This window comes from Arachidicoccus rhizosphaerae, assembly GCF_900107765.1.
In the GTDB taxonomy this organism is placed as follows: Bacteria; Bacteroidota; Bacteroidia; order Chitinophagales; family Chitinophagaceae; genus Arachidicoccus; species Arachidicoccus rhizosphaerae.
The window spans coordinates 173,575-189,496 of sequence record NZ_FNQY01000005.1 but is presented as its reverse complement, the minus strand read 5'-3'; the positions used below and the strand labels follow the sequence as shown (position 1 = coordinate 189,496).

Below are 15,922 nucleotides of genomic sequence, written 5' to 3'. Positions count from 1 at the left end.
TGCATAAAACCTGCAATTTTATCGGAACTAATCGGGTATTTAATCCTGGATGTGCAAACAGACTAAAAATAGATGAGCTTTTTTAAGATTTGCCTTCCATCCGTTCTCCAAAATTTCTAATTATTTTATCTGGCAGCTTGTCAATGGGATATCTGACTTAAAACACCAATGGTTCTTTCTTGGTTTTTCGTCATTTATAGTGGAATTGGATAAAGGGACATGACTCTCAACGAGTGGCGTTGCATAACTATGGCGAAGACTATGCGCCGACATCCTTTTGGTGATGCCAGTAATCTTTACTGACTCTTTTAGTACATGATTAATACTTGCAATGGAAATTGGACTACCGGAACTTGGTAAGCTCTCAAATACAAACTTTGTGGGATTCCAGTAATCAAGATGCGTCTTTAGCCTGCTAAGAACGCCCTTGCCAAAGTAAGTAGAGATCTAGCTTCTGATATATTAAGAACGACCGGTGATTTTTTCTCACTGGGTAGCTTCGAAAGTTTGAACTGCTCGTAAGGAAGGTCATAAATCCGGCATGCAGCGCGCAGGGCATGAACAGTCAGAATAAAAAATGTTTTGGAAACATCCTCGGACTTTTTCTTTAAGAACAAATAATCGGGCACTTGCTCCGATGAAAGGCGGAGTGGTTTTATTAAAATGTAAAGCGATATGGGCCAGATGCCGAACATAATTTCCATATGTACTTTCCGACCGGCCATTAATCACTAACTTTTTTTTAAGTCTGACCTATTAAAGTTTGAGTTTTAAAAAAGCAAAAAAAGCACTCCGTATTTTATGGAATGCTTTACACAATTGGCAATATCCACATTATGTTAATACTCGCTTAGCTATCGAAGATTTCATACAATAGCTGCAGATCAAATGAGATTAAAAATTTATTAGCACTAAAAACATAATATTTATTATTTTTTACATTTTCTGCCAAAATGTTTGGCAATTCATATTTTTATTCTATCTTTGCTACCATGAAACAGGTAACCTACCGATATCTATGATTTAACACCGGGCGCGTGAATAAACGCATCGAGTGATACCTGATTCATATAATCGATTATTGTACCGCTTTGCCGAGCAAGCAATTTAGAAAACAGGGATATAAAATAAGAAAATAGCAGGTGGGTAGTCCCCTTGCTAACGGAATTGTATATTAAGGCTATGGGCCACTATAACTATTGAAATGTCCTCTAATTAAAAGACAGACCAGTGAAAAAGGCATACATAAAAGCATATAAATTCAGGATTTATCCGACCAAAAAGCAGGAAATATTCCTCGCTAAACAGTTGGGGTGTTGCCGCTATGTATATAATTACTGTCTTGATCTTCATAACAGGGTCTACAAAGAAGAACACCGGTGTCTGTCCAAAAAAGAGATGAATGCCCAACTGCCGGTATTAAAAAAGCAGGAGGCTACCAAGTGGCTGGGGGAAGTTATCGCCCAGCCACTGCAAATGGCTGTACAAGACCTTGACACGGCTTTTAAGCGCTTTTTTAATAAAACAAGTGCCTTCCCCCGGTTCAAGAGCCGTAATGACCGGCAATGCTTCAAAATACCACAGAATGCTAAACTAAGTAATGGCCTGTTAAAGATACCCAAGCTGGACAGCCTGATCAAGGTGAATCTAAGCCGTGAGATTACCGGTAAGATCCTGTATGTCCATATCTCCAAGACTACCACCGGTAAATACTATGCATCCTTTACCTGTGCGGGCGAATACGCCGTATTTGAAAAAACGGGTAAGCAGGTGGGCATTGATATGGGTATTAAAGAAGCGGCCACCCTATCGGATGGCACTCAATACGATAATAAAAAGGCACTCAAATCAATTGAGAAAAAGCTGGCTTATACGCAAAGACAACTATCAAAAAAACAAAAAGGAGGTAAATCCAGGCAACGGCTCCGCAGACGTGTTGCACGGTTACATGAAAGCATCAAAAATATCAGGCATGACCATAACGACAAGATGACCACCGAAATAGTCAAAAACCACGACTTGCTCGCAGTTGAAGATCTTGCTGTAACGAACATGCTGAAAAACCACAAATTGGCAAAATCTCTCCAGGATGTATCCATGGGTGCAATCCTGACCCGTCTTAAATACAAGAGTGAATGGCATAACCGTGATTACATAGAAGTAGGCCGGTTCTTTGCCTCCAGTAAGCGCTGTTCCTCTTGCGGCTTTAAGAAAGAAGACCTTCTGCTTAAAGACCGCAGCTGGACCTGTCCTACATGTTTAACAAACCATGACAGGGACATTAATGCTGCGATAAACATACTGAATGAAGGCATAAAAATACAGTCTGGTTGTGGTGCGTAGTCGGACTAAAAACAAAAACAGGTGGAGGCGTCGCCGTTAGGCGAGTCTATGAAGCCTGAAGAACAACGCGGCTGTCTTCCTGAAATTGACGCAGCATAAAATGCTGTTACTTCGGAGGGCTACCGCAAGGTTTCGTACAATAGAGAGAGCTGTAAATACAAAAAATGCGAGTTTCCTTTCTCCACTGTTTATTCGATAATTAAGTCCGTATGTCAGGCCTTGCTGGTGAAGTTCAAAAAAATGGACAATGCCAATTAGAAGCTGTGGCATTGTCCTTAATCAATTCTTGATTACTTGAAGGTTTATTGGAGGTCTTCAGCATCAAAGCGTTCAACTCCCTGAATCCCGTCTAATTTTTTTAAATGGTCCACCAAGGTATCAAGTTCTTCCTTGTCATGAACGAATATTTTAAGCCGGCCATTAAACAACCCTTCCCTGGATTCAATGCTAAGTGCGGAGATATTAATTTTTAATTCTCCACTGATAACATTGGTGATTTTGTTGATGACGCCTACGTCATCTACGCCGATAATTTCAATGCCTGTAAGAAAGGAGATTTCTTTATTTTTCGCCCATTTTGTTTTAACAATACGGTGTCCCTGATTGGCCATTAACTGTGCCGCATTCGGGCAATTGGTTCTGTGTATGATTAAGCCTTTACCCACGCTCACAAAGCCAAATACATCATCACCCGGAATAGGGTGGCAGCAATTGGCCAGGGTGTACATGATTTTGTCACTGCTTTCTCCAAAAATAATTAGCTCTGAATCTTTTTTATTAAGCGTCTTCGCATCCGGATTATAAACTGGTTTATCCGATTTTACTTCAATTTTTGGAGGTTCTAACCTGTCCCCATTGACAGAAAATGTCTTCAGTTCTTTTAAGTCAATTTTTTTAATGGCGATGGAATAATACAGGTCCAGGTGAGAGGTTAAGCCATAGAAGCTTACCAGTTCATCAACGTTATAAGTCGAGACAGGTACTCCCAGATTCTCTAATTTTCTTTTAAGGGTATATTTCCCATCTTCTCCAATGGCTCTTTTTTCCTCTTTTAAAGCATCTTTAATTCTATTTTTCGCTTTTGCGGTAACCACCAGGTTTAACCAGTCTTCGCTGGGTTTTTGCTTGTTACTGGTAATAATCTCGACCTGATCCCCACTACGCAGGATATGGCTGATGGGAACCAGTTTATGGTTGACTTTGGCGCCAATACATTTTTGACCTACTGCGGAGTGGATGCTAAAGGCAAAATCCAGCGCTGTAGAACCTTTAGGTAACATCTTAATGTCTCCTTTAGGCGTATAAGCGTAAATTTCTTCGGCTAGAAAACTTGTTTTGAAGTCCTCCAGGAAGTCGATACTGTCAGTTCCTTGAGAACTGATCATTTCTCTGATTTGCCCAAACCATTTATCAAAACGGTCTTCGGTGCTGGTGCCTTCCTTGTATTTCCAGTGGGCAGCCAGACCTTTTTCCGCGATTTCATTCATTCGTTTTGTACGAATCTGGACTTCTACCCACTTGCCCTTAGGCCCCATAACGGTAGTATGCAGGGCTTCATAACCGTTACTTTTAGGATTACTCAGCCAGTCACGGAGTCTTTCGGGGGCAGGTGCATAAGAGTCAGTGACGATGGAATACACTTTCCAGCACTCCTCCTTTTCTTTTTCCGGTTCAGAATCCAGGATGACTCTGATGGCAAAAAGATCGTATACCTCTTCAAAAGTAACGCCCTTCTTTTTCATTTTATTCCAGATGGAATGGATGCTTTTAGGACGACCGTAAATTTCGAAATTAAAGCCGGCACTCAGTAATTTGTCCTTAATAGGTTTTATGAACTCATTAATGAAGCGCGTACGTTCTCTTCTGGTTTCTGCAAGCTTGCGGGCAATCTCTTTATATTTTTCCTTTTCCAGGTATTTCATGGAAAGATCTTCCAGCTCGGTCTTGATATTATAAAGACCCATGCGGTGGGCGAGCGGTGCATACACCCAGACGGTTTCACTGGCGATTTTAAGTTGCTTTTCTGGTTTCATCCAGTCCAGGGTGCGCATATTGTGTAACCGGTCAGCCAGTTTAATCAGGATAACCCTTGGGTCATCTGTAAGTGTCAGTAATATTTTCTTAAAATTCTCGGTCTGTTGTGTGGTGGAGGCATCTACAACGGTGGAGATTTTAGTGAGCCCATCCACAATACGGGCGATTTCATTCCCGAATTCCCGGGTAATGTCCTCTATGGAAATGTCGGTATCTTCTACAGTGTCGTGCAAAAGGGCACAGATGGTACTGCGCACGCCCAGACCGATCTCTTCCACACAAATCATGGCTACTGAGATCGGATGAAAAATATAGGGTTCCCCGCTTTTGCGGCGCATGGTTTTATGTGCCTCGGCAGCCATATAAAAGGCGTGCCGGACAATTTCTTTGTCTCCTTTTTTAAATTTCGGTCTGAGCGTTCTTAATAAAGCACGGTACCTGCGCAGGATTTCCCTTTTCTCCTGCTCCTCATTCAGGCTATACCTGACTAATTCCTTTTCTGTTGTTGTTTGTTTCAAATTGTCTCAAAGTCTTTTGTATATACGAATTTAGGCAATTGTGAACAGTACGGAAAAAATAATTTATATTTTTCAAAGGAGTGTAATGTTTAATGTCTGGGATGGCGTTGACGCCTGTCACCCATGATATGGCTTCCCCTGGCAAGAATCTTAAGTCCTTGTCTTTTAAGAGAAATGGCAGGATTGGTCTTTATGAATTCTCCCTGATTAATCTGATAGGCGCTCAGGATGTCCTTATAGGTCAATAGGCCAATATAATTTCCCTGATCATTTTTGACAGGCAGTGCTTCTTTGTCCTTTTTGATAAGCAATTTTAATGCGAACAGCAAATTTTCCGAATCGCTGATAAATACTTCATTTTTATCGGTAATCAGACTACCGATTGTTTGTTGCTCCGGATGATTACCAAATAAATCCATCACACTTAAATAACCGATATAAGTTCCGTCATCAGAGCGAACCATAAAATAATTAATATGTTGGTTGTCCTTTAAAATTAACTCTTTGACGGTGTTGATGGAGTCGGAAGAATGTGTTACCATTGTATTAGACTTAGTAACCTGGGAGACTCTTATTTTCTCCAGGACGTCGGGTTCATATGACTCCGGAATTTTGACACCTTTGCGTGCTATTTTCTCGGTCATGATGGTATATTTCATAAAGAAAAAAGACACGAAATAGGCCCCGGAACAAGCAGCAAGTAATGGCAACAGCGCGTTGGATTGACCAGTGCTCTCAATAGCGAAAATAATGGAGGTTAATAATGCGCGACTCGCACCTGCGAACAGAGCCGACATGCCAATAAGCGCTGCCAGCGGAAGATTGATGCCGCTGTTCGGAAAATAATGCTGGATCGCCATCCCGAATAATAATCCGGTAGCGCCACCAATGGTTAATAGAGGAGCCAGGGTTCCCCCTGAGGTGCCGCTGCCCAGTGCGATGGTCCAGGAAAGGAATTTCAGGATGGACAGGGATAACAGTAAAGTTATCGGCAGACTACCTGTCAGAATATCTGTAATATTAAAATAGCCCACTCCCAGGGTTCTGGGAGCAAAATAACCGATAACACCGGCTATTAAGCCACCAATGGCCGGATACCAGAACCAGTTAATGGGTATTTTAGCAAATAAGTCCTCTATCCAAAAAACGCTTTTGGTTGCCAGTATAGAAAGAAACCCCAGGACGAGGCCCATAATACTATACCATAACAGCGCTGTATTGCCGGGCATGGCAACCTGAGTGCCCATCGGGAAAACGGGGCCCTGCCCGAAAAAAAGATGATGACCTGCAGCGCCGGTGATACAAGCCAGCGCTACCGGAATAATTGATCTGGGTGAGAACTCAAACAATAAAAGCTCTATGGCAAGGAAAATGGAAGATACGGGGCTGCCAAAGATGGTTGCCATACCGGCGGCGGCGCCAGCGGCGAGCAATATCTTACGTTCATTATTGGATATTTTAAGAATCTGCCCCAGCGTGGAGCCCAGCGCACCTCCTGTGGCAATAATCGGACCTTCCGCGCCAAAAGGACCTCCGGTGCCAATGGCTATGGCGGAAGAAATCGGTTTTAAGTAAACAATCGTTGGCTTTATTTTACTTTTATTGGTCAGGATCTGCTCCATGGCTTCCGGAATACCATGACCTCTGATGGCCTGTGAGCCGTAAAGTGCCATGAGTCCCACAATCAGTCCGCCAATGGCCGGAATAAATATAACCCAGATGCCCAGGTGATTTAAGGAAGGATTGGCTTCTGTTGTCATGGATAATTGCCCGAAAAAGGAGAGCTGGGTAATAAATCCAATGATGAACATTAAAAACTTAGCAATAAAACTGATCAAAATAGCCACAATAATTGCCATAAGGGAGATGGTAATCAGCCTTTTTTTGCTCTGCGGAATTTTGGGTTGCATGTGCTCAGCATCCAGTGTAGGACTAAGCGATATAGAGACTGGTAATCCCCGTTTTAAAAAAGAACCCTTGCTCATATATAGAATAAATTAAGTTGTTCTAAACTGGCCAGGTGTCGACTCCAAACGTTTCACTTATCCTGATTTTTAGCTTTCCTATATATCTAATATATTGATATGTAAAGCTCTATACCGGCAAGTGGCCATAAACCCAGTTTGAATGGGTTTACTTTCCTAAGTTAAGTCCAATCGGTCATATAACCATAATTTTCTTTACCACCGATGTTGGAAACCAGTCTAAAGCAAAGGTTAACTTTCAGGAGGCGGGCGTAATTTTTAAAACTGCCAATAAATAACAGGGCCTAAAAAAATTGTTGAATATCTAATAATTCTTAATTTTGCATAACTGATTATATAATTAAATATGTATTTATGGATTTTTTTGATAAAACTGGAAAAATGGCCATTGGCAGCCGGCTCAGACTGCTCACGGGGAAAGTAACGGATGATTCGGCAGAACTGTATAAGCTGTATGATTTTGAGCTGGTGCCAAAATGGTTTCCGGTCTTTTTTGTATTGTCGGAGGGCGCAGCTTTGCCCATTACGGAAATTGCCCTGCAAATAGGTCACACGCAACCTTCTGTAACAAAAATCGTCAAGGAAATGACCAAAGGTGGGCTGGTCAGAGCCGGTCTTAAATCAAGTGATAAAAGAAGGAACCTGGTCGGGCTCACCTCTAAAGGTAAACAACTGGCAGAGAAAATTAAACTGCAATATCAGGATGTAGAAGCTGCTGTAGAACAGATAGAAAATCAATCAAGTTTTCCTTTATGGGAAGCCATTAAAGAGTGGGAAGTATTACTGGGTCAAAAATCTTTACTGACCCGCGTTATTGAACAAAAAAAACTGAGAGAAAGTAAGGACGTTGTAATTGTGCCGTTTGAACCAAAATTTAAACAGGCTTTCAAGGAGTTAAATGTTCAGTGGATAAGTCAGTACTTTGAAATGGAAGCTGCTGATTATAAAGCGCTGGATAATCCGGAGTCTTATATTATTAATAAAGGAGGGAAAATTTTGGTGGCCTTATATCAGGGGCAGGTAGTGGGTGTATGTGCGCTCATAAGAATGGATGATCCCAACTATGATTTTGAGATGGCTAAGATGGCTGTCCTGCCAGAGGCCCGGGGCAGAAGAATCGGTCGGTTATTAGGGACTGCCATCATAGAGACTGCGAAAAAAGCAGGCGCGAAAAAACTTTACCTGGAAAGCAATACTCTTCTTAAGCCTGCCATTAATCTGTACTATAAATTGGGATTTAAGAAAATACCAGGCGGACATTCTCCCTATAAAAGGGCTGATATTCATATGGAGCTTGATCTGATGCAACAGAAGGGTTAAAAACGCTCATTACAATTTCAGATACCTGGACTGCAATATTAAAGGGGGCGGCCCGTCTACACAGGCTCGCCCCCTTATGGCTTAATGCCCTATTTTAAAGTGGCCATCCTATTGAATTTATTCCCGATGTCGTAAATCCAATGGCCCTGTATGAATTATTTTTGCGCCGTATTAAGCAGACAAAGTTGATCTGTCCGGAAAGCTACAGCAGATTTATGTAAAGCTGCTCGATTGTATTTGCCGGAATAAATAGAGAATGTGTATCTCTCCCCGTTTTCTGCTCAATGCAAAGCATCTCATTAGTTAGTCGGGCTAGTAAAATTATTTTCTAAATCCAATCATAGTATGAAACCTTTAAAGATTTTATTCAATTTGTGTTTAATGCTGGGCTGCCCGTTGCTTCTGATGGCACAAAAAGCAGTCATCAGCGGGCATATTTCAACAACAGACGGGAAGGCTGCCAGCCAGCTGGCAGTCCGCATCGAAGGAAGGAATTGGGGCGATATCAGTGACGTTAACGGAAATTACCATATTGATATACCTGCAGGAGGAAGTTATGTTTTACAAGTGAGCGGACTTGGTATTGAGACGCAGACAAAAAGTATTGAAATTCAAAATGGCGCGCGTTTAAAGGAAGATTTTATTATTAATTTAAGCTATGCAGAACTGGCCGATGTAATCGTTCTGGCTAATCAGAATCAATTGGGCAATAAGGTAACTTATGGCGTTCAAAAGATGCCACTTAAAAATCTGGAGAACCCACAGGTATATAGCAGTGTAGGGACGGATCTAATACAACAACAAGGGATTACGAATTTTGATGATGCATTGCGTAATGTGCCTGGAATTTCCAGAACCTGGGCTTCTACCGGCAGAGCCGGAGATGGTGCCAGTTATTTTGCGCTCAGAGGATTTGAAGCGCAACCATCCCTGTATAACGGCCTGCCAGGTTTTACGGCCGGGGATCTGGATCCAGCTAATATCGAGGAGATTCAGGTACTTAAAGGCCCTTCCGGGACTTTATATGGAGCTAATTTTGTGGGTTACGGAGGAGTTATTAATGTAATTACCAAAAAACCATATTTTGAAAAAGGAGGGATGCTGAGCTATACGGGCGGTAGCTTTGGCTTAAGCCAGATAACAGCAGATTATAACACGCCGCTTAATGACAGTATGGCCTTTAGAATGGTTGCAGATTATCATACTGAGAATAGTTTTCAGGATGCGGGATTCAAAAAATCTTTTCTGTTAGCCCCTTCATTTACTTATAAGGCCAGTGATCGTTTAAGTTTTGATTTTATGGCGGAGATTTATCAGGAACAAAGGGCAGTGGCTCCTGTATTTTTTAACACCAATCGGTCAGATGCCTTATCATTTAAAAATATTGCAGAACTGAAACTCAATCCTGATTTGTCTTTTACTTCCAATGATTTATCGATCAAGAATCCTAGGTTTAATATTCAGGCGCAGATGAACTATAAGATTTCTGGTGTATGGAGTTCGCAGACAGCCATTTCCAGAAGTATTTCATGGGCGGACGGATATTATGGGTATATATATGGTAATGACCTGGGAAGTAATCAGTTTGTACAGTATTTCACAAAGGAAAATCAAAATAACAGAGTTTTTGATGCACAGCAGAATTTTAATGCTGATTTTAAGATCGGGTCGGTCCGTAACCGGTTATTACTGGGGCTGGATTATTTTTCTCAACAAATCACCAATAATGGGGCGGGTTATGCTGTTGCTCGTTTAGTTACCCCGGAGGGAGAGGTTATTCAATTGGATGAAGCCCATCCCGTATATCTTACTACCGCTTCCATAGATAGTCTTCTGGCAAGTGCGGGCAATTCTTTGAGTAATACCAGTAAACAGACCTACGCGGCATATGTATCTGATGTGATTAATTTTACTCCGAAATTATCGGTTTTATTAAGCCTTAGAGCTGATTATTTTGATAACAAAGGAGAAAAGAGTGATAAAGACGATGATTTTGATCAGTTCGCATTAAGCCCGAAATTCGGGTTGGTCTATCAACCGGTCTTAGATAAAGTCTCTATATTCGGGAACTATCAGAACTCTTTTATGAATGTAGCACCTCAAACGGTTACGGATAAAGAGGGAAAAAATCCGCAATTTAAAACCTTCTCTCCCGAGCATGCCAATCAATGGGAAGCCGGCATTAAAACTAATATTATCCAAAATAAACTGGCCGTTACAGCATCCTATTATGATATAAAGGTAGAAAACAGAGTAACACCGCTTGAAGACAATATGAATGACTTTGATCAAAGGGGCAAGGTCAGAAGCCGGGGATTTGATATCGACATAAAATCTGATCCCATCCTTGGTCTGAGTTTAATTGCCGGTTATACACACAATAAAATCGAAAATATAAGTTCTAATAAAACTGATTTTTATACGGAGAAAGGTCGTGCGCCAGGTGGTCAGGGGCCGCAGGATCTGGCGAATTTCTGGGGAACTTATACGATTCAAAAAGGTAAATTGAGTAATTTCGGATTTGGCCTTGGCGGTAATTATGCAGGTGTTTATAAAGTGATAGACAACAGCGAGACAGGAGTATTTGAATTGCCTTCTTATACACTGTTAAATGCTACCTTGTTTTATAATGCTAAACATGTCCGGGTCTCTCTGAATGGCAATAATCTGCTCAATAAGGAATACTATATTGGATACTGGTCTGTAAATCCACAACCACCGGTAAGTTACAGTATGACAGTCGCTTTCAAACTATAGAAGTCAGTCATTATAATTAAAAAAGGCGCCTTAGTATCATTTAAGGTGCCTTTTTTATAGTCTGATCATTGCATCTTAAGGATTCTTTACCGGCACCATGAATCTGATTAGGGCATGGAATATTTCCAGATTCGGTTTGGTCGATGAATGATTAAAATTTGAAATGCTTTTTGTTTTTCAATCGTTCTTTTCTGATTTTTTGCAAGGTTAGTTCCTTGTCTCTGGTATGTTCCGCTGTGAGTTTTGAAAAGCCCAATCGTTGTGCCGAATAAATTCCCGTATGGCCACTGAAATAATAAGCGGTAAAACAGGCAATGGCAAAATAAATGGCATTTTCTCCTCCAAATAACTCGACTCCCATTAGCGTACAGGCAATCGGGGTATTGGTTGCCCCCGCAAAGACGCCGATAAATCCCAGGCCTGCCATCAGGTCCACCGGCGCCCCGGTAAGCATCGCTACAGCGTTGCCTAGTGCGGCTCCGATGAAAAATAAAGGCGTGACTTCGCCACCTTTGAAACCCATACTTAGCGTAATAGCCGTAAATAACAGTTTCCAAAACCAGCTAAAATATCCTGCACCACCCGCTTTAAAACAAGAGAGTATACTCACTGCATTAGGATCCGGGTTGTCCACTCCTAAACCTAAATAACTGTCCGTCCCCACCAGGTAGGTTAGGCCAATAATAATTAAACCTCCGATAAAAGGGATGAGCCACTTTTTAGCAATGAAGCGTTGACTATAGTTTTTAATGGTGTGAGAAAGTTCGCTGAATAGATAACTGGCCAGCCCAAATAAAACACCTCCCAAAATAACACTGGCTAGCAATACCCAGTTCATATGAAACATGCCGTTTGTGTCTGTCAGAATATTTTTGAAAGCAATGGTATATTGCGTATGGTGAATGCCCCATTGCTTACAGACAATATCTGCCAGTATACTTGCGATGAAACAGGGCAAAAGTGCTTTGTGGTTAATCTTTCCTACCGTAATAACTTCCAGCGCAAAAATGGCTCCGGTAAGTGGTGTTCCAAATACTGCCCCAAAGCCTGCAGCGACCCCTGTCATCAGCAGGATTTTTGTATCTGCCTTGTCAAGTTTTAATTTTTTGCCGATCCAGCTGGCGATACTTCCTCCAATCTGGACAGCCGTGCCTTCGCGGCCGGCAGATCCGCCAAATAAATGTGTCACAACTGTTGTGATTAGAACCAGAGGGGCCATCCTGAATGGAACACCGCCACCCGGTTTATGTATTTCATCCACAATCAGGTTATTGCCTGCCTCCGCTTTTTTGCCGCCAAAATAATACGACAGGTAAATCAGGATACCGGCCACGGGTAACAAAAACAGTAACCATGGATGGTGCCACCTGATCACTGTAACTTTTTCCAATAGCCATAAAAATAAAGCAATCACTGATCCTGCAAACAGCGCTACAGGAATAGTTATTAACGTCCATTTTAATAAATGTTTTAAAATGGCTACATGTTCAAATGAAGTAATGATTTTTTTCATGCTTCCTACAAATAATAAATTAGAGGTCGGTGTGACCTAATTACGTTTTACGTTTATTTGTAGGCGCCATCAGCTGTGAAGGTAGATTTACCCCGGAGCGGTTAAGTAGGAAGACACCATTTCCTTTTGCACATCAAAGATAATATGAATCGTACTAATGTGTGTTGGTTTAACGGGTTATTTTAGGCCAAAGGAGAAAAAAACATATTTTTATGGTTCAATAAATGAAAAAGAGCAATCATGCCACAGTTGGAAATTGTCAGAAAAGGATATCTCCCCTTTGAGAAAATGAAGGTAGAAATTTCCGGTCAGCACTACCTGTTGACCGGAGGCAAAAAACAACAGATCTATTTGCCTGAGGGCGAGTCAGTAGTAAAACTGCAATTGCAGGGGTGGTATAAAAGTAATAAGGTGCTGATAACCGGTACTTCCCAAATGATAATAATTAAACCCTTTGTAGCCGATATATTTTACATCGTAGCCTTGATTCTGGGGATATGTTTTTTTTATTTTGATTATCTGGGACTGCCTTTCAGAATCTTTTTGGGAACGGTAGTACTCATACATATTGCGACTATTTTTTATTTTACCTTTTTTAAATCCGAAAGATATTTTAGTTGTCTTGTTGTATGATAAACCGGCCCCAAGGCCCGTCTGCATGGGCAAGACCGGTAATCAGCGATAATGAATACAAAAGAGGTCGGTACGCATCTAAACGTACCGACCTCTTTGATAAGTTGCTTACCTAAGTGGAAATTATTGTTTATTTAGCCGTTTTCTTAGGCGCTGCTTTTTTAGCAGTTTTCTTAGGTGCGGCCTTTTTCACTGCTTTTTTGGGTGCAGCTTTCTTGGCCGCCTTTTTAGGCGCTGCCTTTTTTGCTTTTTTATCAAAAGCGCCAGGCAATTCTTTTTCAATCAGCTTTTTGACTTCTTCTAGTGTGATGTCCTGCAAATCTTCAGCCGTAAAGCGTTCGCCGTCCTTTCTTTTACCAAGTTTGACGGAGATTTTGCCATAGCGAATAAAAGGCCCCCATCTGCCATTTTCGATGGCGATTTTCTCAGCCGGCCAGTTGTGAATATAACGGTTGGCTTCTTTGTCTATTTTTTTGGAGACTAGCTCATCAATATCGGTCTGATTCAGGTTATCAAAATCGTATGCCTTAGGCACATTGATAAAATAGTCTTCCCATTTTATATAGGGACCGAACCGGCCGGTGCCTTTGGTGACAGGTTTTTCCTGATAATAGCCGATAGGAGCCTCAGCCTGAATTTTAGCATCAATCAGACCAATTGCCTGTTCCATGGTTGTTTCCAGCGGATCACTGCCTTTTGGAAGTGAAATAAAGCTCTCACCCCATTTAACGTAGGGACCGAACCGGCCAACATTGGCGAGTACTTCCTGGCCTTTGTACTGACCCAGCGTCATAGGTAGTTTAAACAGGTCCATTGCTTCTTCGAAGCTGATGGTCTCAATGCTTTGCTCTTTTCTGAGTGAGGCAAATTTTCTGTTTTCAGCGTCTTCCTGCTCTCCGATCTGAACCATAGGCCCAAAGCGTCCCATTCTTGCATATACTTTTTTTCCACTGACGGGGTCAACTCCTAGCTCTCTTTCCCCGGTAGCACGGCCTGCATTTTCCAGTGTGTCTTCAATACTTAAATGAAATGGACCATAAAAGGCGTGAATCATCTTATTCCAGACCAGTTTACCTTCTGCAATTTCGTCAAATTCAGCTTCCACACGTGCAGTAAAGTTGTAGTCCATGACATTCTTAAAATGCTCTGTTAAGAAGTCTGTTACAACCATACCAAGGTCTGTGGGGACCAGTTTCCCTTTATCCGCACCCGTAATTTCTGTTTTCTCAGATTTGGCAATCTGTTGTTTTTCGTCCAGTTTGATAAAATGAATCACCCTTGGAGTTCCTTCCTTTTCCCTTTTCTCCACGTAATTACGCTTCATAATAGTGGTAATGGTAGGGGCGTAGGTGGATGGTCGTCCGATACCCAGTTCTTCCAGCTTCTTTACCAAAGAGGCTTCCGTATAGCGAGGGGCCGGACGGGTGAATTTTTCAGTGGCCAGCATTTCCTTAAATGCTAATTGCTGCCCGACGGTTAATGGAGGTAACACGCCTTCCTGTTCTTCTTCGTCCTCATCATCCTTTCCTTCCAGATATACTTTCAAAAAGCCGTCAAATTTAAGGACTTCCCCGGAGGCAGTGAGTTGTTCTTTATTTGTGGAGATATCAACCTTTGCAATGGTCTTTTCAAAGGCAGCATCACTCATCTGGGAAGCGATGGTTCTTTTCCAGATCAGGTCATAGAGCCTGCGCTCATCATATCCTTCCACACTATGCTGACTGATGTAAGTGGGACGGATGGCCTCATGCGCTTCCTGTGCACTTTCATTTTTATTTTTAAACTTACGGGGCTGGTAATACTGATTTCCGTAAGCAGTTTTAATTTCCTGGCTGATATCTGCCATCGCCGTATCACTTAAATTGATGCTGTCAGTACGCATATAAGTGATATGCCCGTTTTCATAAAGGGTCTGTGCAATCCGCATTGTTTTACTGACCCCGAAACCCAGTTTGCGGCTGGCTTCCTGCTGGAGGGTAGAAGTAGTGAAAGGGGCCGAAGGCGTTCTTTTAGCTGGTTTAACCTGAATATCTGCTACTTTATAAGTGGCACCTTTACAGGAATTCAGGAAATTTTCAGCAGAGCTGCTGTTGGGAAGTTTGGCAGGGCCTTCTGCTTTGAAAGTAACCGGTTTGCCACTGATATCCGTTGCCTTAAAATAGCCATCTATTTTAAAACTGTTTTCAGCCGTAAAGCCAATGATTTCTCTTTCCCTTTCCACAATCAGACGAACGGCCACACTTTGTACCCGGCCTGCGCTTAATCCTCCGGTCATACCGATTTTGCGCCACAGCACCGGGCTTAGCTCAAAACCCACCAGGCGGTCCAAAACACGTCTGGCCTGTTGCGCATTCACCAGGTTTAAGTCAATAGTGCGCGGTGTCTGGATGGCTTTTTGGATGGCAGGTTTAGTGATTTCATGGAAAACAATACGCTTGGTCGTGGCCGGGTCTAATTTTAACACCTCGGCCAGGTGCCAGCTGATACTTTCCCCTTCCCGGTCCTCATCCGAGGCTAACCAGACTTCCTCAGCTTTCTGGGCCTTGGATTTTAAAGAGCTGACGACTTTAAGTTTTTCGTCGGGTACTATATAAGCGGGCTTAAAGCCCTTTTCAATATCTATTCCGTTGTCTCCTTTTGCAAGATCCCTGATGTGACCATAGCTGCTCACCACCTCAAAGTCCTTTCCGAGGAACTTTTCAATGGTCTTGGCTTTTGCAGGAGACTCTACTATTAATAAGTTTTTTGCCATTCTTCTATCTAGATTATCTTCTTTTTTAATACGAAATCTTCTCTAATATGACTGTACAATTTTGCAA

9 protein-coding genes and 1 riboswitch are annotated in these 15,922 nt (G+C 42.0%); of the genes, 4 read left to right on the top strand and 5 right to left on the bottom strand.

The window, feature by feature from the left end; genetic code table 11:
* Positions 1–120 precede the first annotated feature (120 nt).
* Positions 121–447, bottom strand: coding sequence for a tyrosine-type recombinase/integrase (locus tag BLU80_RS20060; protein ID WP_091395249.1), 327 nt, complete (start codon positions 445–447; stop codon positions 121–123).
* Positions 448–1,230: 783 nt separating this feature from the next.
* On the opposite strand from BLU80_RS20060, the gene BLU80_RS06335 reads away from it, so the two are divergent.
* Positions 1,231–2,343 (top strand): RNA-guided endonuclease TnpB family protein, encoded by a 1,113-nt coding sequence (locus BLU80_RS06335; protein WP_091395243.1) that lies wholly within the window; start codon positions 1,231–1,233, stop codon positions 2,341–2,343.
* Positions 2,344–2,645: 302 nt separating this feature from the next.
* On the opposite strand, the gene BLU80_RS06330 is transcribed toward BLU80_RS06335, so the two are convergent.
* Positions 2,646–4,895 (bottom strand): RelA/SpoT family protein, encoded by a 2,250-nt coding sequence (locus BLU80_RS06330; protein ID WP_091395240.1) that lies wholly within the window; start codon positions 4,893–4,895, stop codon positions 2,646–2,648.
* 89 nt (positions 4,896–4,984) lie between these two features.
* Positions 4,985–6,880 (bottom strand): chloride channel protein, encoded by a 1,896-nt coding sequence (locus BLU80_RS06325; RefSeq protein WP_091395237.1) that lies wholly within the window; start codon positions 6,878–6,880, stop codon positions 4,985–4,987.
* A 354-nt stretch (positions 6,881–7,234) separates the two neighbouring features.
* On the opposite strand from BLU80_RS06325, the gene BLU80_RS06320 reads away from it, so the two are divergent.
* Positions 7,235–8,200 (top strand): bifunctional helix-turn-helix transcriptional regulator/GNAT family N-acetyltransferase, encoded by a 966-nt coding sequence (locus BLU80_RS06320; protein ID WP_091395234.1) that lies wholly within the window; start codon positions 7,235–7,237, stop codon positions 8,198–8,200.
* Between the two features lie 345 nt (positions 8,201–8,545).
* A complete protein-coding gene (locus tag BLU80_RS06315; RefSeq protein WP_091395232.1) occupies positions 8,546–10,957 on the top strand; it encodes a TonB-dependent receptor in 2,412 nt (803 codons plus the stop codon).
* A 151-nt stretch (positions 10,958–11,108) separates the two neighbouring features.
* On the opposite strand, the gene BLU80_RS06310 is transcribed toward BLU80_RS06315, so the two are convergent.
* Entirely contained in the window at positions 11,109–12,470 is a 1,362-nt protein-coding gene (locus BLU80_RS06310; protein ID WP_091395229.1) for a voltage-gated chloride channel family protein, read from the bottom strand.
* 53 nt (positions 12,471–12,523) lie between these two features.
* A riboswitch (Fluoride riboswitch) is annotated at positions 12,524–12,603 on the bottom strand.
* A 107-nt stretch (positions 12,604–12,710) separates the two neighbouring features.
* On the opposite strand from BLU80_RS06310, the gene BLU80_RS06305 reads away from it, so the two are divergent.
* Complete coding sequence (locus BLU80_RS06305) at positions 12,711–13,103, top strand: hypothetical protein (RefSeq protein WP_091395228.1); 393 nt, start codon at positions 12,711–12,713, stop codon at positions 13,101–13,103.
* A 130-nt stretch (positions 13,104–13,233) separates the two neighbouring features.
* Here BLU80_RS06305 and topA read toward each other — a convergent pair whose 3' ends face one another.
* A complete protein-coding gene (gene topA / locus BLU80_RS06300) occupies positions 13,234–15,855 on the bottom strand; it encodes a type I DNA topoisomerase (RefSeq protein WP_091395225.1) in 2,622 nt (873 codons plus the stop codon).
* Positions 15,856–15,922 lie beyond the last annotated feature (67 nt).

Excerpts from the sequence above, each read along its gene's own strand:
- BLU80_RS06325 (WP_091395237.1), bottom strand. The coding sequence starts at position 6,880 with ATGAGCAAGGGTTCTTTTTTAAAACGGGGATTACCAGTCTCTATATCG.
- BLU80_RS06320 (WP_091395234.1), top strand. The coding sequence starts at position 7,235 with ATGGATTTTTTTGATAAAACTGGAAAAATGGCCATTGGCAGCCGGCTC.
- BLU80_RS06310 (WP_091395229.1), bottom strand. The coding sequence starts at position 12,470 with ATGAAAAAAATCATTACTTCATTTGAACATGTAGCCATTTTAAAACAT.
- BLU80_RS06305 (WP_091395228.1), top strand. The coding sequence starts at position 12,711 with ATGCCACAGTTGGAAATTGTCAGAAAAGGATATCTCCCCTTTGAGAAA.
- BLU80_RS06315 (WP_091395232.1), top strand. The coding sequence starts at position 8,546 with ATGAAACCTTTAAAGATTTTATTCAATTTGTGTTTAATGCTGGGCTGC.
- topA (WP_091395225.1), bottom strand. The coding sequence starts at position 15,855 with ATGGCAAAAAACTTATTAATAGTAGAGTCTCCTGCAAAAGCCAAGACC.